The 15,915-nt window shown below is 71.5% G+C and carries 14 protein-coding genes; 1 reads left to right on the forward strand and 13 read right to left on the reverse strand.

Going from position 1 to position 15,915, the window contains the following annotated elements:
- Positions 1-4: 4 nt before the first annotated feature.
- The 13 genes from IM767_RS00295 to IM767_RS00355 form a co-directional block, all read right to left on the reverse strand.
- Positions 5-1,246, reverse strand: a complete 1,242-nt coding sequence (locus IM767_RS00295) for a four-carbon acid sugar kinase family protein (RefSeq protein WP_109210542.1) — start codon at positions 1,244-1,246, stop codon at positions 5-7.
- Positions 1,243-2,124 (reverse strand): NAD(P)-dependent oxidoreductase, encoded by an 882-nt coding sequence (locus IM767_RS00300; protein ID WP_109210543.1) that lies wholly within the window; start codon positions 2,122-2,124, stop codon positions 1,243-1,245. The genes IM767_RS00295 and IM767_RS00300 overlap by 4 nt, the downstream gene beginning before the upstream one ends.
- Before the next feature lie 54 nt (positions 2,125-2,178).
- Positions 2,179-3,555, reverse strand: a complete 1,377-nt coding sequence (locus IM767_RS00305) for an MFS transporter (protein ID WP_109210544.1) — start codon at positions 3,553-3,555, stop codon at positions 2,179-2,181.
- Positions 3,556-3,704: 149 nt separating this feature from the next.
- Positions 3,705-4,475, reverse strand: coding sequence for an SDR family NAD(P)-dependent oxidoreductase (locus IM767_RS00310; RefSeq protein WP_109210545.1), 771 nt, complete (start codon positions 4,473-4,475; stop codon positions 3,705-3,707).
- Entirely contained in the window at positions 4,472-5,467 is a 996-nt protein-coding gene (locus tag IM767_RS00315; RefSeq protein WP_109210546.1) for a 3-hydroxyacyl-CoA dehydrogenase family protein, read from the reverse strand. The genes IM767_RS00310 and IM767_RS00315 overlap by 4 nt, the downstream gene beginning before the upstream one ends.
- A 35-nt stretch (positions 5,468-5,502) precedes the next feature.
- Positions 5,503-6,456, reverse strand: a complete 954-nt coding sequence (locus IM767_RS00320) for a sugar phosphate isomerase/epimerase family protein (RefSeq protein WP_109210547.1) — start codon at positions 6,454-6,456, stop codon at positions 5,503-5,505.
- Between the two features lie 128 nt (positions 6,457-6,584).
- A complete protein-coding gene (locus IM767_RS00325) occupies positions 6,585-7,313 on the reverse strand; it encodes a GntR family transcriptional regulator (protein WP_109210548.1) in 729 nt (242 codons plus the stop codon).
- 22 nt (positions 7,314-7,335) lie between these two features.
- The gene (locus IM767_RS00330) at positions 7,336-8,076 is read right to left on the reverse strand and encodes a triose-phosphate isomerase family protein (protein ID WP_109210549.1); all 741 of its coding nucleotides are present in this window, start codon (positions 8,074-8,076) and stop codon (positions 7,336-7,338) included.
- A gap of 13 nt (positions 8,077-8,089) precedes the next feature.
- A complete protein-coding gene (locus IM767_RS00335) occupies positions 8,090-8,545 on the reverse strand; it encodes a ribose-5-phosphate isomerase (protein ID WP_109210550.1) in 456 nt (151 codons plus the stop codon).
- A 1-nt stretch (position 8,546) separates the two neighbouring features.
- Entirely contained in the window at positions 8,547-10,271 is a 1,725-nt protein-coding gene (locus IM767_RS00340; RefSeq protein WP_109210551.1) for a dihydroxyacetone kinase family protein, read from the reverse strand.
- A gap of 109 nt (positions 10,272-10,380) precedes the next feature.
- Positions 10,381-12,204, reverse strand: a complete 1,824-nt coding sequence (locus IM767_RS00345; protein WP_239453296.1) for a coiled-coil domain-containing protein — start codon at positions 12,202-12,204, stop codon at positions 10,381-10,383.
- A gap of 217 nt (positions 12,205-12,421) precedes the next feature.
- Positions 12,422-14,335, reverse strand: a complete 1,914-nt coding sequence (locus IM767_RS00350; RefSeq protein ID WP_109210552.1) for a M3 family metallopeptidase — start codon at positions 14,333-14,335, stop codon at positions 12,422-12,424.
- A 64-nt stretch (positions 14,336-14,399) separates the two neighbouring features.
- Positions 14,400-14,987 carry an NUDIX hydrolase family protein gene (locus IM767_RS00355; protein WP_109210553.1) on the reverse strand — a complete coding sequence of 196 codons (588 nt, stop codon included), beginning with the start codon at positions 14,985-14,987 and terminating at the stop codon, positions 14,400-14,402.
- An 86-nt stretch (positions 14,988-15,073) separates the two neighbouring features.
- Between IM767_RS00355 and IM767_RS00360 the strand changes: the two genes are divergently transcribed.
- Positions 15,074-15,745: an alpha/beta hydrolase gene (locus IM767_RS00360; protein ID WP_109210554.1), complete on the forward strand. Its 672-nt coding sequence runs from the start codon at positions 15,074-15,076 to the stop codon at positions 15,743-15,745.
- Positions 15,746-15,915 lie beyond the last annotated feature (170 nt).

Here is a 15,915-nt window from a genome sequence, read left to right on the forward strand (position 1 = left end):
CGCGCTACCGACCGAGCGCGCCGAGGATGTCGGTCAGCGTCTCGGGGCCGCCCACGTTGCCCGGCACCACCACGTAGGTGAGCTCGTCACCGCCGGTGGACACCAGATCCCACACCGAGACTCCGGCCAGCACCTGACCGCGGACCCGCGCCCGGGTCGCACCGATCGCCGTGCGTGCGAGCTCGGCCGACGTGATGCCGCCCTTCGCCACGACCACACCGGCGTCCGGCACCAGCTCCCGCACGGCGGTCGTGAGCGCCTGCATCACGAGCTCGCCGTGGCGCAGCGTGTCGTGCTCCTCGCGGCGCCGGCGCTCAGTCGCGATGATCGCCAGCCCGGAGGCCGCGAGCTGCTCGCGTGCGCGGTCGGCCGCCGCACGGCCCGCAGCCTCCGGGTCGGCGAAGGCGTCGTCGGTCGGGATGACGACGGCCGGCCCGTGCTGTGCCTCCACCGCCGCCAGCTGCGCGCCGGCGCCCGCGGTGTGCGACCCGCACGCCAGCACGGTCGGCACGGCGGCGTCCAGGAGCGGCCGCTCGAGCAGCCCCTCGCTGCGGACGCCCGCGAGGGCCGCCGCCAACGGCGCAGCGCTGCGCACCACGACCGAACGGCCGGCCTCTCGCGCACGGCGGATGCCCTGGGCGATCGCCTCGATGTCGTCATCGTCCTCGGCGTCGGGCAGCACCACGGCTCCGGCCGGCGCGGTACGCAGCGCCTCCGCGACGGCACCCGCCCGCACATCCTCGAGGCCGACACCGATCGCCGGCCGCCCGGCCTTCTCGGCGACGTACTCCGTCAGCACGCCCGACGAGAACGGGAACACCGGATCCTGCGCGAACTCCGTGAGGTGGGCGGGCCGCGTGCCCTGCGCATCCTTCACGAGGTGCACTCCGCCGACGGTCGTACGCCCGCCCGCGGGGAATGCCGGCGAGAACACGATGACGGCGTCATCGTCGAGGAACTGCTCGGCCTCGGCGAAGACGTGTCCGCGCAGCGTGGAGTCGCCCCGCAGGACGAACTGCACCTCTGCATCGACCCGCGCCGCCGCTTCGCGGGCGGCGTCGCGGACGCGGCGCACCAGTGCGACGGCTTCGTCCTCGTCGATGGCCCGGGAGTTGGTCTGCACGTAGACGCTGTCGGCGTCCCGCAGGGCTTCTTCGATCGCGTCGGCGTCGAACTGCAGCATCACGGTGACGCCCGACGCTGACTGCGTGCCGGTCGGATCGTCGTCGAGGACGACCGTCTTCATCGCTCCCCGTCCTTCCGCAGGTAGGTCTCGATGACGCTGGAGTCGTCGCGGGCGGTGAGTCCCCTCTCAGCCGCCGCGAGGAACCGATCGCGTGCCGCCGCGAGCACCGGCGCATCGAGGTCCACGGCGGCTGCGGCATCCGCCACCAGTCCCGTGTCCTTCACGAAGATGCCGATCTGGCTGAGCACCGGCGCCTCGGCGCCGGCGAGCATGCGCGGACCGCGGTCGCCGAGCATGAACGACGCGGCGGCGCCCCCTCCGATGGTCTCGAGCACGAACGCCGGGTCGAGACCGAGCCGCTCGGCCAACGCGAGCGCCTCGGCGGCCGCGACGATGTGCACGGCGCACAGATGCTGGTTGACGACCTTGATCGACTGCCCGTCGCCGACGGCCGCACCGACGATGCGCGGCTCGCCCATCGCCCGCAGGACGGGCTCCGCCGTCGCGAGCGCGACGTCAGGACCCGAGACGAACAGCACGAGGTCGCCTCGCGTCGCCCGCGCGATCCCGCCGCTGACCGGGGCGTCCACGACGGCTGCGCCCGCGGCCTCGAGCGCGGCACCGGCGTGCTTTACGGCATCCGTGCCCACGGTCGACATGATCACCCAGGTGCGCCCCCGCACGACGTCGGCCGCGACGGCGGCGTCGACGACCTGCGAGAGCTGGTGCGCGTCGGCGACCATCACGACGATGACGGATGCCTCGGCCACGCCCTCGACCCCGGCGACGGCGTTGATGCCGGCAGCGGCCGCGCGTTCGCGTCCGAGCTCGGCGGGGTCGACGCCTGTGACGGGGAAGCCGGCGCTCACGAGGCTCCGCGCCATCGGAAGGCCGATGGCGCCGAGACCGACGAAGCCGACATGGGTGCGCTGGGTCATGGGAGTCCTCCCGGATGGGCGGGGGATGCGCCTGGGACGCATCCCCCGCCGTCGTCAGTGACGCGGCTCGAGCGCGTCCTCGTCGAGCAGCGAGTCGGCCTTGGCGCGGAAGAACCGCGTCATGAACATGAGCACGGCGCCCACGAAGGCGAAGATGCCGAGCGACACGACGCCCCATGCGCCGCTGTCCGTGGGCACGGCCTCGTTGACCGCGGTGCGCATGATCGGCGCGACGAAGCCGCCGAGGTTGCCGAGCGAGTTGATCAGGCCGATGCCGGTGGCCGCAGCCGCGCCGACGAGGAACGAGGTCGGGAAGGCCCACGTGATGGGGCCGGTCGACAGGAACGAGGCCACGGCGACCGTGATCGCGATGATGCCGACCAGTCCCTGGCCGGTCGCGCCGGCCCACGCCGAGACGAGGATCGCGACGCCCGTGATGAAGAAGAACGACGTGCCCCAGTTGCGGCGACGCCGCACCGTGTTGGCGTACTTCCCGACGTAGTAGCAGGCGAACAGGCCCACCGCCCACGGGATGGCCGAGACGAGGCCCACCTGCCAGCCGACCTCCTGGCCGATCAGGGTCGCCACCTGCTGCGGCAGGTAGAACGTGGTGCCGTACACGGCGATCTGGAGGCAGAAGTAGATCGCGGTGAAGTACCAGACCTTCCAGCTGATCATGGCCGCGCCGATGCCGCGTGGTCCGTCCTCCTGCTTGACGGCATCCTCGTGATCCATCACCGCCTTCATGGCGGACTTCTCGTCGTCGTTGAGGAACTTCGCCTTCTGCGGCGAGTCGACCAGGAAGAAGAATGCGGCGATACCGGCGACGACGGCCATCAGTCCTTCGACGAAGAACATCACCTGCCATCCCGCCCACGGCGTGAAGGTGTCGCCGAAGCTGATCAGACCGCCCGAGAGCGGGGCGCCGAGCATCTGCGAGAACGGCTGCGCGAGGTAGAACAGCGCGAACATCTGCACGCGCCGCTTGTTCGGGAACCACTCGGCGAGGAACATGATCACGCCGGGGAAGAGGCCCGCCTCGGTCACGCCGAGCAGGAAGCGCAGGATGATGAACATCGGCTCGCCGTTGACGAAGGCGAACAGCGACGCGACGATGCCCCACGAGATGGCGATGCGCGCGAGCCAGAAGCGCGCGCCGAACTTCGACAGCAGCAGGTTGGACGGGATCTCGAACAGCGCGTAGCCGATGAAGAAGATGCCGGCCCCGAGTGCGTAGGCACCGGCCGAGATCCCCCGGTCGACGGCGAGCGCCTCCTCGGCGAACCCGACGTTGGTGCGATCGAGGAACGCGACGAAGTACAGGATGATCAGCATCGGCATGAGGCGGAAGGTCGCCTTGCGGATGCCGCTGGCCAGGTGGGGACTGTTCAGCAGGGTCTGCGCGGTGGCGCTCTGCGACGTGGAAGTCATGTGCTCTCCTTCGAGCGGTCGGGGGAGGTGGGGAGTCAGTTCGCGAGTGCGGGGATGATGAACAGGAGGCCCACCACGACGCACACGACGCCGACGGCGAGGTACGCCAAGCGGGACTTGGACCAGGTGGATGGCATGGTCGGGATTCCTCAGTGCATGTAGAGGCCGCCGTCGACGTTCAGGGTCTGCCCCGTCACGAATCCGGCGTCCTCGCTGATCAGGTAGGCCACGGCCGCCGCGATGTCGTGCGGGGTGCCGATGCGGGGAAGGACGCCGTCGGCGGCCATCGCCGTCTTGCGCTCTTCGGTCAGGGTGCCGCCCATGATGTCGGTGTCGATCGGTCCGGGCGAGATGACGTTGGCGGTGACGCCGAACGGACCCAGTTCGCGCGCGATCGAGCGCATGAGGCCGATGACGCCGGCCTTCGAGGCGGAGTACGGCGTCTTGGAGTAGGTGCCGCCGCCGCGCTGGGCCGACACCGATGAGATGCCCACGATGCGCCCCACGCCATTGTCGACGAGGGTGCGCGCGACCCGCTGGGTGATCCAGTGCACGCCGTCGAGGTTGATCGACTCGACGCGCTGCCACTCCTCGGGCGTCACCTCGAGATACGGGACCGGTGACGAGACGCCCGCGAAGTTGACCACCGCGACCAGCTGCGGAAGAGAGGCTTCGAGCTCGTCGACGGCCGCCACCGCCGCCTCGCGGTCGGCGACATTCGCTCCCGCACCTGCCGCGACGACGCCGGTCGCCTCGGCGACCTCACGGGCCGCCTCGCGCGCCGCTTCGGCGTCGACGTCGATGATGCCGATGCTCCAGCCGCGCTCGGCCAGGTGGTGGGCGGTCGCGCGGCCGATGCCGCGCGGGCTCGCGGCGCCGGTCAGGATGACGGCGCGCTCGGCGGGGAAGGCCGCGCTCATGCGCTCGCCCCCGTTCCGACGGCGGTGGCGGAGGCGATCGGCGCGGGCCCCAGTTCGTCCACGAGCTTCTTCATGGCGACGTACGCCCGGTTGCGGTACGCCACGAGCTCGGGCGTGCGCTCGGCCGGGACATCGAGGAAGCCCGCGCCCGACTTGGTGCCGAGCTTTCCTGCCGACACGAGCTGCTCCAGGATGGCCGGCGTGGCGAACCGCTCCGGGAACTCGGTCTGCAGCGACGCGTAGCAGAACGCGTAGACGTCGAGGCCTGCCATGTCGGCGATGGCGAAGGGTCCGAAGAACGGCAGGCGGAAGCCGAACGTGGTCCGCACGATCGTGTCGATGTCTTCGGGCGTCGCGACACCCTCCTCGACCAGCTGAGTCGCCTCGTGGAACAGGGCGTACTGCAGGCGGTTGAGCACGAACCCGGTGGCGTCCTTGACGCGGGCGGTCTCCTTGCCGGTCGCCACCACGATCTCCTCGACGATGGGGAGGACCTGTTCGTCGGTCGCGGCGTGCGGGATCAGCTCGACGCCGGGGATGAACGGCGCCGGATTGGAGAAGTGCACGCCCAGGAAGCGGCTCGGGTTGTCGACCGCCTCGGCGAGCTTGCCGATGAGGATGGTCGAGGTGTTGCTGCCGATGATCGCGTCGGGTGCCGCGCTCTCCGAGATGCGCCGCAGCGTCGCGTGCTTGATCTCGATCTTCTCGGGCACCGCCTCCTCGATGAACGAGGCGCCTGCGACCGCGTCCTCGATCGTCGCCGCCGTGACGCGCTCGGCGATGATCCCCGGAGCGTCGGCCGGGAAGAGTCCGTCGGCTGCGAACTGCTCAGCCTCGGCGATCAGCCGGTCGCGGTTGGTGCGGGCGACATCGAGGTCGACATCCGCGATGCGGACGTCGGCGCCTGACAGCGCGAGCACCTGGGCGATACCACCGCCCATATAGCCGCTGCCGACCACGGCGTAGACCGGCCGTTCCTGTGTTCCTGTCATTCTCGTCTCCTTCGTCGAAATCGGATGCCGCGCCCTCAGGCGCCGGCGGGCTCAGGCAGCAGCGACTGCAGGTAGCGGCGATTGGTGGCGCACACGCCCAGGCTGTCGCCGCCGTACTGCTCCATGAGGAACGGGCCGCGGAAGCCGAGCTCGACCGCTCGCGCGACCATCGCGCGGTAGTCGATGAGCCCGAGCTCCAGGCTCGTGGGCGTCGAGCTGAACCAGCTGCGGTCGCCGGCCTCGTCGCGCGCGTAGTTCTTCACGTGCCAGTAGTTCGCGTACGGCAGGGTCTTCTCGTGCATCTCGCGCCAGTTCTCGATCGGGCGATGCAGCCGCACGAGGTTGCCGATGTCGGGGTTGAGGCCGACGTTGTCGAGCCCGATCTCCTCGATCAGCCGCACCGCGCTGTCGGCCGTCCCGAGGTAGGTGTCCTCGTACATCTCCAGCGACATCGGCAGACCGACAGAGGCCGCGTGCTCACCGAGCTCCCGCAGCCGACGGACCGCCAGGGCGCGCGTCTCGGCGTCGTCGGGGTCGACGGGACCGGGAGCCGTCCAGAACCACAGCGCCTGCCGCTGCGCCTCGGTGAACGGCTGGTGCAGGCCCGTCGAGAACACCTGCAGCCCGAGCTCGGCGGCCGCGTCGATCGTGCGGTGCGCGTAGGCGAGGTTCTCCTCGCCCCGGACCGGCTGGATCACGCTCTGCCGCTGCACATGCACGGACAGAGGCGTGACTCCGTGCGACCGCGCGATGGAGAGGAGTTCCTCACGACGGGTCGGCTCGAGGTCGGCGGGCCGGATGTGGCTGTCGGCCAGTTCGATGGCGGTGAAGCCGAGCGCGGCGACCTGGCGGAACACCGCGTCCCACTTCTCGGGCGCCGCGTCGTGGAGGGCGGTGCCGTCGGCGGCCACCGGCGCGAAGCCGTGCATGCAGACGGCGATGGGCCACGTGTCGCGGTCGAGCTCGGCGGGCGGCGGTGCTGCTGTCATGACGACTCCATTGGTGTCAGGTCGGTGTCTCGCTTCCTAGATCCTATAGGAAATAGGTTTCCCGTCAAGCGCAATGACGAAGGCCGCCCGGACTGGGCGGCCTTCACGGCGGCGTTGGGGGACGGGCGTCAGCGGCGCTGCTCGATGTCGAGCGATCGCGCACGCACCTGCTCGATGTGCCGGCGCATCGCCGCCTCGGGTGCGGCGGGGTCTCCCCCCGCGAAGGCGTCCACGATCGCCTCATGCTCGGCGATGGCCTCCCGCACGTCCGTCACGCCGTGCACGACGGACTGGCGCATGCGGTGCAGCTGCGCGCCGAGCGACGCGGACATCTCCCGGATGTAGTGATTCCCGCAGTGCGACAGCACGACGTCGTGGAAGGCCGCGTCCAGGGCGAAGTACTCGGTGGTGAGCGCGACATCAGGGGTGCCGCCGCGCATCTGCTCGATGACGTCGTAGCCGGCACGACGGTGACGATCCTCCGCGGCGCGCAGCTCGGCGAGCATGTCGGGGCCTGCAGGAGTGGCGAGGCGGGTGGCCGTCGTCTCCAGCATCAGACGCGCCTCGAACAGCTCGGCGAGCTGGTCGGCGTCGAGCGGGGGCGCGACACGGTACCCCTTGAGCGCTTCGCGGGTGACGAGGCCCGTGCGCTCCAGCTGCACCATCGCCTCGCGCACCGGCGTGGGCGACACCTGCAGCTGGCGCGCGATCGTGTCGATCGAGAGCCGCGCGCCGGGCGAGACGTCTCCGCTCAGGAGCAGCTGCAGGATCCGCTCGTACACGTGATCCCGCAGGCCGCGTCGTTCGATCGTCTGGGGCGCTCCGAACAGCCCCGTCTCCGCGGCATCCGTCGTCATGGTCCCTCCTCCGGCCGGCCGGTCACGCCGACACGGCGGCTGCTTCGTCCAGAATCGCACGGAAGGCGGCGGGGTCGTGCGCGAAGCGCCCGAGGAAGAGCCCGTCGACCGCTCCCGCCACCTCGGTCAAGAGGCCCGGGCCCGCACTGCCGCCGTAGATCACCGCTGCCCGCGGCCCGGCCGCGCCGTGCTCCCGAAGCCGCCCGCACACACCCCGGATGTGCTCGGCATCCGCGGGCCGCGCGGCACCGATCGCCCACAGCGGCTCGTAGGCGACGACGATGTCGCCATGGGCTCCCGCCGCTCGCGATGCCGCGAGGGCCACATCGATCTGCGCCAGACAATGCTCCGCCGCACCGGCGGCGTCGCCGCGTTCCTCCTCGCCGACGCAGAGGATCGGCGTCAGCCCGTTGCGCAGCGCGGCGTGGACCTTCTCCGCCACGATCGCGTCGGTCTCGCCGAACAGGCGCCGCCGCTCGGCGTGGCCGACCTCGACGTAGCGGCACCCGAGCTCGGCGAGCACGCCACCGCTGACCTCGCCCGTCAGCGCGCCCACGTCGTCGGTGGAGAGATCCTGCGCGCCGACCGCGACCCCGGCGGGCGCGCCGATCTCCACGCACGCGGGGATGGACGGGTATTGCGGGATCGCGAACGTCGAGACGCCCGCGGCCGGATGCGCGCTGACGATCTCGGCGACCTCCTGCATCCATCGCACCGTCTGCGCGTGCGACAGGTACATCTTGTGGCTGGCGCCGATCAGCATGCTCCCGCTCCGCTCACACGCCTTCGTAGGCGCAGATCTCGCGCACCTTGTCGGCCGAGGCGCTGGAAGGGTCGAACGTGTAGGTCAGCCACTCGCGCGCCAGGCGGCGAGCGAGCTCGATGCCCACCACGCGCTGACCCATGCACAGCACCTGCGCGTCGTTGGAGAGCACGGAACGCTCGACGCTGAACGAGTCGTGCGCCGTGACGGCGCGGATGCCGGCCACCTTGTTGGCCGCGATCGCCACGCCCAGGCCGGTTCCGCAGATGAGGAGTGCCCGGTCGGCGTCCCCCGCCGCCACGAGCTCCGCGGCTGTCGTGGCGATCGTCGGATAGTTGGTGTGCCCGTCGGCGTCCACCCCGACATCGACGACGCTCTCGACCAGCGGGTTGTCGAGCAGATCCTGCTTCAGGCGCTCCTTGTACTCGAAGCCGGCGTCGTCCGAGCCGATCACCAGTCGGTAGGTCATGTCATCTCTCCTTCAGGACGTCGAGTGCGCGATGTGCCACCAGGGCGAACGAGACCGCGCCGGGGTCGGGGGTGCCGATGCTCTTGTCGCCGTGTGCGCGCGCACGGCCGAGCCGGGCCGACAGCTCGGCGGTCTTCTGCGCTGCCTCTGTCGCGACGTCGGCGGCATGCTGCCACGCCGCCACGAGATCGTCGCCCTGCGTGAGGCGATCGTCGAGGTCGTCCGCGAACGGGACGATGGCATCGATCATGGTCTTGTCGCCGGGCTTCGCCTTGCCGAAGGACATCACGGCATCCTTCATCGCATTTACCCCGCCGCCGACGGCGGCGGCGGTGACCTCAGACTCGTCGCCGAGCGCGGAGCCGAGCGCGACGAGCATCTCGCCCCAGATCGCCCCGGAGGTGCCGCCGCCCTTGTCGGCCCAGGCGTCGCCCGCGCGGTGCAGCGCCGTTCCGGCGCCGGCTCCCGCGGCGGCCGCCTCCGCGGCGGCCGTGGCGGCGGCGCGGCTGCCGCGCTGCATGCCGATGCCATGATCGCCGTCGCCCGCGATCCGGTCGATGCGGCCCAGTTCGTCGGCCTCCTCGTCCAGCATCTCGGCGACGGCCCCGAGCACGCGCGCGATGTCCTCGGCGGCACGCCGCGAGTCCTCTCCGGCGGGAGGGATGACGTCGGACTCCTCCGCGGACGCCAGCTGCTCCGCGGTCACGGCCACCCGCCCCGACACCGCCCCGCGGCGGAACGCCGACGTGTCGCAGGGCGCGAGCCACAGGCGCTCGAGCTCGTCGTCGGGCCACAGGAGCGTGAGCGAGACCCCCGCCATGTCGAAACTCGTGCAGAACTCCCCCACCTCGGGCTGGAGCACGACCGCCCCGGCGTCGGCGAGCCGGCGATCGATCTCGCCGTACAGGACGTAGAGCTCCTCGTACTTCACGCTGCCGAGGCCGTTGAGGATCGGCACGACGCGCGCGCCGTGGAGCTCGACGCCGTCGGGCAGCTCCTCCAGCAGCGAGTTCACCAGCAACTCCGCCAGGCCGTCGGCCGTCGGGATGTCGACCTCATCGATTCCGGGCTCGCCGTGGATGCCGAGGCCCACCGCCATGCGCCCTTCGGGCACGGAGAAGAGCGGCTCGTCGGCGCCGGGCAGCGTGCATCCTCCGAACGCGACGCCGAGCGAGCGCGTCCGGTCGTTTGCGGCCTGAGCGACCCGCTCGACGTCGTCGAGGTCGTAGCCCTCGGCCGCAGCCCCGCCGGCGACCTTGAAGACCACCAGGTCGCCCGCGATTCCGCGGCGCTTGTGCCGCTCGTCGGCGGGCGCGCTCGAGATGTCGTCGGTGACCACGACCGTGCGGCAATCGACGCCCGCCGCACGCATCCGATCCTGAGCCTGCGTGAAGTGCAGCACGTCGCCGGCGTAGTTTCCGTAGCTCAGCAGCACGCCCCTGCCCTCATGGGCCGCGGTGGCGACCGAGTAGACCTGGTGCGCCGACGGCGAGGCGAAGACGTTGCCCATGACGGCGCCGTGGGCGAGGCCCGGCCCCACCAGCCCGGCGAACGCGGGGTAGTGACCGCTGCCGCCGCCGATCACGACGGCCACGGTGGGTACGGCCGCACGTGTCGAGCCGACGACGCCGCCCGTCACCGGCCGGACCCAGCGGCCCGAAGCGGCGACGAAACCGGCGATGGAGTCGTCGACGAAGTCGTCGGGGTCGTTGAACAGCCGCGTCATTGCGCCTCCTGGCTCGGTGATCTCTCCGCAATCCTATAGGAAATTGGATCGATGTCCAGGAGTGACGCTGGTGCGGGGGACGATCGACGCCCGGTCGCGCTCCGAAGGGTCAGTGCTGCGCGGAGTCGCCCTCCTCGCGCCGGTCAGCCTCGGACTCCGGATCATCCGTCACTCGGTCCTCGGTGGCCTCGGGCTGCGCGGCCGCGGACTCCGCGACGTCGGCGCCGTGCCCCTGGGGCTCGGCAACCTCGTGGCCGGCGGTCTCCGGCTCCGCGACCTCGACGGCGTCCCACTCAGGCTCGGCCGCCTCAGGCTCGGCCGCCTGAGGCTCGGCCTTCTCAGGCTCGGCCACCTCAGACTCGACCCCCTCAGGCTCGGCCGCCTCGTGCGTGTCCTCCTCGAGCTCGGCGACCTCGGACTCGACGACCTCTGGTGCGACCGTCTCGGCGGTCTCGGCCGGGGCGGGTGCGGCATCCGTCTCCGCGTCGGAGTGCTCCCCGACCACCTTCGCCGCGGCCGCGGCGAGCGCCGTCTCGGGGCGGATGAGCTCCTTCACCTCGGCCATGAAGCTCATGAGCTGATGCTGCTGCCAGCGCAGCTGGCGGGTGCGGTCCTCGGCGTCGCGCAGCACCGCCTGCGAGTGGGTCGTGACGAGGTCGATGATGCGCTCGGCCTTCACGTGCGCCTGCTCGAGGTGCTCGCGCGCGCGCAGCTGCGCGTCGGCCTCGATCTGCTGCGACTGCGCGCGCATGAGGCGCTCGAAGTCCTCGGCCTTCACCGACACGCGCTGCGCGTGCTCGAGCGACGCTGAGACCTGCTCGTTGGCGTCCTGCGTGATGCGCTCGGCGTGCGCGACCGCCTGGTTGTGCAGCACCAGGAACTCCTGGTGCGCATCGTCCTGGCGGCGGGTGAGGGATGCCTCGAACTCGAGCGCCCGCAACCGCAGCTCGCGGACCGCCTCCTCGGCCTCGGCGCGGTCGCGGGCCGTCTCGCGGGCGACGGTCGAGCGCAGCACGGCCGCGCCTTTCTCTGCCTCGGAGCGGATCGCGGCGGCCTCGCGCTCGGCCTGCGAGATCTTTTCGGCCGCGTGCGCGGCCTCGCGCTCGATGCGCGCCTCGTGCGCCGTCAGCTCGGTGTCGATCTTGAGGCGCACCTGCTGGGCGTCGTGCTGCGCCTGCGAGATGATCCCGTCGGCCTCGGCCTGCGCCGACGACCGGCGGTTCGCGATCTCTTCGCGCGCGGCCTCGAGCAGGCGATCGCCCTGGATGGTCGCATTACGGATGAGCAGGCTGGCCTGATCCTCGGCGACGCGCAGCACCTCTTCGAACTTCTGGCGGTTCGGCGACTCGGTGGTGGCGCCGACGAGCTCGTCGCTCAGCGTCTGGATGCGCTGCTCGGCGTCGGCGAGCTTCGCGTTCGCGACCTCGAGCTCGCCCTGCAGCCGCTGGGCGGTGTCGCCGTCCTGCTCGCGCGCGGCCGAGGCCTCGGCCGCGACGCGCTCGATCTCCGCGCGGCGGGCCGACTCCGCCTCGGCGAGGGCGGCCTCGAGCCGCTCGATCTCGTTCTGACGGGCCTCGAGTGCGGCGTCGATCTCGGCCTGGCGGGCGGCGATCGCCGCGTCGATCTCGGCCTGGCGTCGCTCTGCGGCGGCCTGCAGCTCAGCCTCGAGGCGCTCCGCCTTCGCCCGGCTCTGCGCGACGGCGGCACCTGCGCGACGCTGATGCTGCTTCAGCTGCGCGACCTCGTCGGTCGCGGCGCGCACGCGCGCGTCGAGGCCCGCGATCGCGGCATCCACCTCGTCCTTGTCGTAGCCGCGGAAGGTCGTGGTGAAGCCCGACCCGAAGGCGGTCACCGCCGTGTCGCCGATGAGGTTGTCGAACGGGGTCGGGTCGTCCTGGCCCGGGCTTCCGGCGCTCACGGCGTGGTCGGACATCGGTGTTCTCCGCTTCTGGCTTGCTGTGTCGGCGAGAGCGCTCGGCGGAGGCGTGCGTCGCCGGGCCCGCCGCGGCGGCGAACGTGTCGCCGCGCGCGCGAGCAGCGGTGGCCGCACCGTCCTCGACGACACCGGGGGGTTGTGTCGCAGGTGACTGCGCATCGGGGTGACTGAACCATACCTCCCCCGGCGGTGTCCGCGAAACGCGGCCCGGAGGTCAGTCCCCGGCGAGCCAGGCGCGGTACGCGTCGAACGACGAAGCCCGCCCGAGGAACGCCTCCACGAGGTCGCGCGCATCGCGCGATCCGCCCCGTTCGAGCACCTCGGTGCGGTAGCGCTGCGCGGCCACCGGGTCCATCAGGCCGTCCGCGAATCCGCTCAGCAGGTCGCGCGCGATCACGAGGCTCCACTGGTAGGTGTAGTAACAGGCGCCGTACCCGGTGAGGTGCCCGAAGCCGGCATAGGAGTGGAGTCCGTTCAGCGGCTGTACGGGGCTCGTGGTGGCGTACAGGCGCTCGGTCTCGGCCTGCAGGTCGGCCGGGCGGTCGACGTGCAGGTGGTACGAGACGTTCGCGTGACCCAGCTGCCGGCGCACCTCCAGGGCGCGGCCGAACGCGTCGGCCGTCCGCATGCGCTCCACCAGGTCGGCCGGGATCGGTTCGCCGTCGTCGTCGGCGCTGAACGAGGCCAGGACCCCCGCATCCCACGCCCACTCCTCCAGGAGCTGGCTCGGCGCCTCGACGAAGTCCCATTCGGTCGACACACCGCTGAAGCGGGCGAACCGCTGACGTCCGCCGAGGATGTCGTGCACGAGATGCCCGAACTCGTGGAAGAAGGTCACGACCTCGTCGTGCTCGAGCTTGCCGCGCGAGAAGTTGCACAGCAGCGTCGCCTCGGGGAGCACGCGTCCGGTCACGCCCGGGGCCAGCGGAAAGCACGCGGCGTGGTTGAACTTGCCTTCGCGCGGGTGGAGGTCCAGGTGGATGCGGCCGAGACGTTCGCCGTCACGCACGACGTCGAACGTCCGGACGTCGTCGTGCCAGGCGGGCGCGTCGACCGGGACGTACTCGACGTCGAGGAGGCGACCGGTGACGTCGAGCACGCCGCCGACGACGCGTTCGAACGGGAAGTACGACCGGACGAGCTGGGCATCGACGTCGTACTGCTCCCGCTTGATCGCGCTCAGGAGGTACCAGAAGTCGGCCGTGCTGACGGCGTCGGCATCGGGGACGTCGCGGCGCAGCCGCTCCAGCAGGAGCGGGTACTGGGCCTCGGCGGCGTCGCGCGAGGCCTCGTCGAGTCGAGCGAGGAACGCCGGGATCTCGGCGCCCCCGCCGATCATGCGGGTCTCGGTCTCGTAGTCGGCCCAGTCCGGGTAGCCCAGCAGGCGGGCGCGCTCGGCGCGCACCTCCAGCAGCTCCGCGAGCACGGAATCGTTGTCGGGCCACGCGAGGTCGTTGTAGGCGCTGAGCAGAGCGACACGCGTCGCCCGGTCGGTGGCGTACTCGCGGATCGGCATGAGGTCGGGGTAATCGGTCGACAGAGTGACCCGACCGTCTTCGCCCACCGGATGCCCGTCGATGAAGTCCTGCGGCATGCCCGCGAGGGCGTCGGCTGCGACGGTGATCTCCCGGCGCCCGTCGCGGATGTTGCGTGAGAAGGTCAGCGACAGCTCGGTGTCGCGGTCTGAGAGCTGCCGGGCCCGCTCGCGTCCTTCGTCGTCGAGCCCGACGCCCCCGCGACGGAAGTCGCGCAGGAGGTGCGCGAGCAGCCGCGCCTGGTCGTCGTCGAGCCCGTCGCCCTCGGCGTCCGCGAAGGACGCCCACAGCTCGCGATCGAGCAGACGGGCGGCCGACACCGACTCCACTGCCTGCACCTGCGCCTCGGCGGTCTCGCGCACCGCTGCGTCGGGGTGCGCCTCGCTGAGGACGTACGCCTCGCTCAGCGCCTCGGCCAGCGCGATGTCGGCGTCGTTCCACAGCTCGAGACGCTCTGCCGTGGTCAGCGCGCGCTCGGCCTTCAGGCGCGCATCGATCTCGGCGACGCGGGCGAGGCGCTCGGCCGGGCGCTCGGCGGCGAAGGCCGCCCACCCGGCGGCCTCGGACGGGAAGGGCAGGGGTTCGGCGGTCACCCTTGCGAGCCTAGGGGGCGCCGCCGACGCTTGGCGAGCATCAACTCGGGTCGCGCCCCGCTCGTCAGCGAAGGGCTCCGACGCTCGCGAGCGCCATGCGCACGAGGGTGCCGCGTCCGCCTTCCATCTCGGCCGAGAGGGCGTCGGATGCCGCCTCCTCCGGCGTCAGCCACGTCACCTCGAGTGCGTCCTGGCGGGGCTCGCACGTGCCGGTGACAGGCACGACGAAGGCGAGCGACACCGCGTGCTGGCGATCGTCGTGATAGGCGCTGACGCCGGGCAGCGGGAAGTACTCCGCCACCGTGAACGGCGTCGGCTGCGGCGGCAGCAGCGGGAAGGCCATCGGACCGAGGTCGTTCTCGAGGTGCCGGAACAGCGCATCCCGCACGGTCTCGCCGTACCGCACGCGGCCCGACACGATGGTGCGGGAGATCTCGCCGACCGGCGTCGCCCGCAGCAGGATCCCCACCTGCGTGACCTGCCCCATGCCGTCGGTGCGCACCGGCACGCCCTCGACGTACAGCATCGGCAGGCGCCGCCGGGCCTCTTCGAGCTCGATGTCGCTCAGCCACGCGGGGTTCGAGATGTTCCCGGCCGGCGGGCCGAACGGCTCGTCGCCCGCAGGTTCGGGGTCTGGAGTGCGCACGGACATGCCTCTTGTATACCCCGCGGGAGCCGCCGACCACGAGGTCGGCACGACCCTCACCGGCTGTCGGGCCTGCGTGCCAGGATGAGGGCATGCCGGAAGCACTCGTCCTCGACGCCGACGCGGTGCTGTGGTCGACCGAGCGCGATGCCCTGGACGACCGCCACCTGCTGCTGCTCCTGCACGGCTACGGCGCCGACGAACACGACCTCTATCCGCTCCGCTCCTACCTGCCCGAGAAGTTCGCCGTCGCGAGTCTGGCGGCACCGCTCGCGCCGCCGTGGCCCGCGCCAGGCCGTTCCTGGTATCCGATCGAGGGGCTCGAGAGCCGCGACCCCTCGCACGTGACGCGGGCGGCCGAGGCGGTGATCGCGTGGGTCGACGCGCACGCGCAGGGCGCGGCATCCGTCGGTCTTCTCGGGTTCTCGCAAGGTGCCGCGGTGTCGCTGCAAGCCATGCGGCTCGATCCTGAGCGTTTCGCCTTCGCGGTGAATCTGTCGGGCTACGTCACGCCGGGCGACCTGCCGCGCGACGCCGAGCTCGCCGAGCTGCGGCCGCCCGTCTTCTGGGGGCGGGGCACGAACGACGACGTGATCCCCGGCTTCCTCGTCGAGTACACGACGCAGTGGCTTCCGGAGCGGGTCGACCTCAGCGGCCGCGTATACCCCGGCCTCACGCACAGCGTCTCGGAGCAGGAGCTCGACGACGTCCGCATCTTCCTCGACAAGCGTCTCGACGACCTCGAGGCCGCCCCCGCGGGCTGAGCCTCGTCATCAGTCGGCTTCGCCGGCTCCCCCGCAAGGCCCAGACCGACGCGCGACGCAGAGCGCTCTGGTCACGCTCAGCGTCGTCCGCTATGGTGGCTGACGGCCTTGTCCCCTCCGTGAGGAACTCCCTTGAAGCTGATCGACGCGACCGCGCTGTAATCGCGCTG

The organism is Microbacterium ureisolvens (assembly GCF_015278315.1).
Taxonomy (GTDB): Bacteria; Actinomycetota; Actinomycetes; order Actinomycetales; family Microbacteriaceae; genus Microbacterium; species Microbacterium ureisolvens.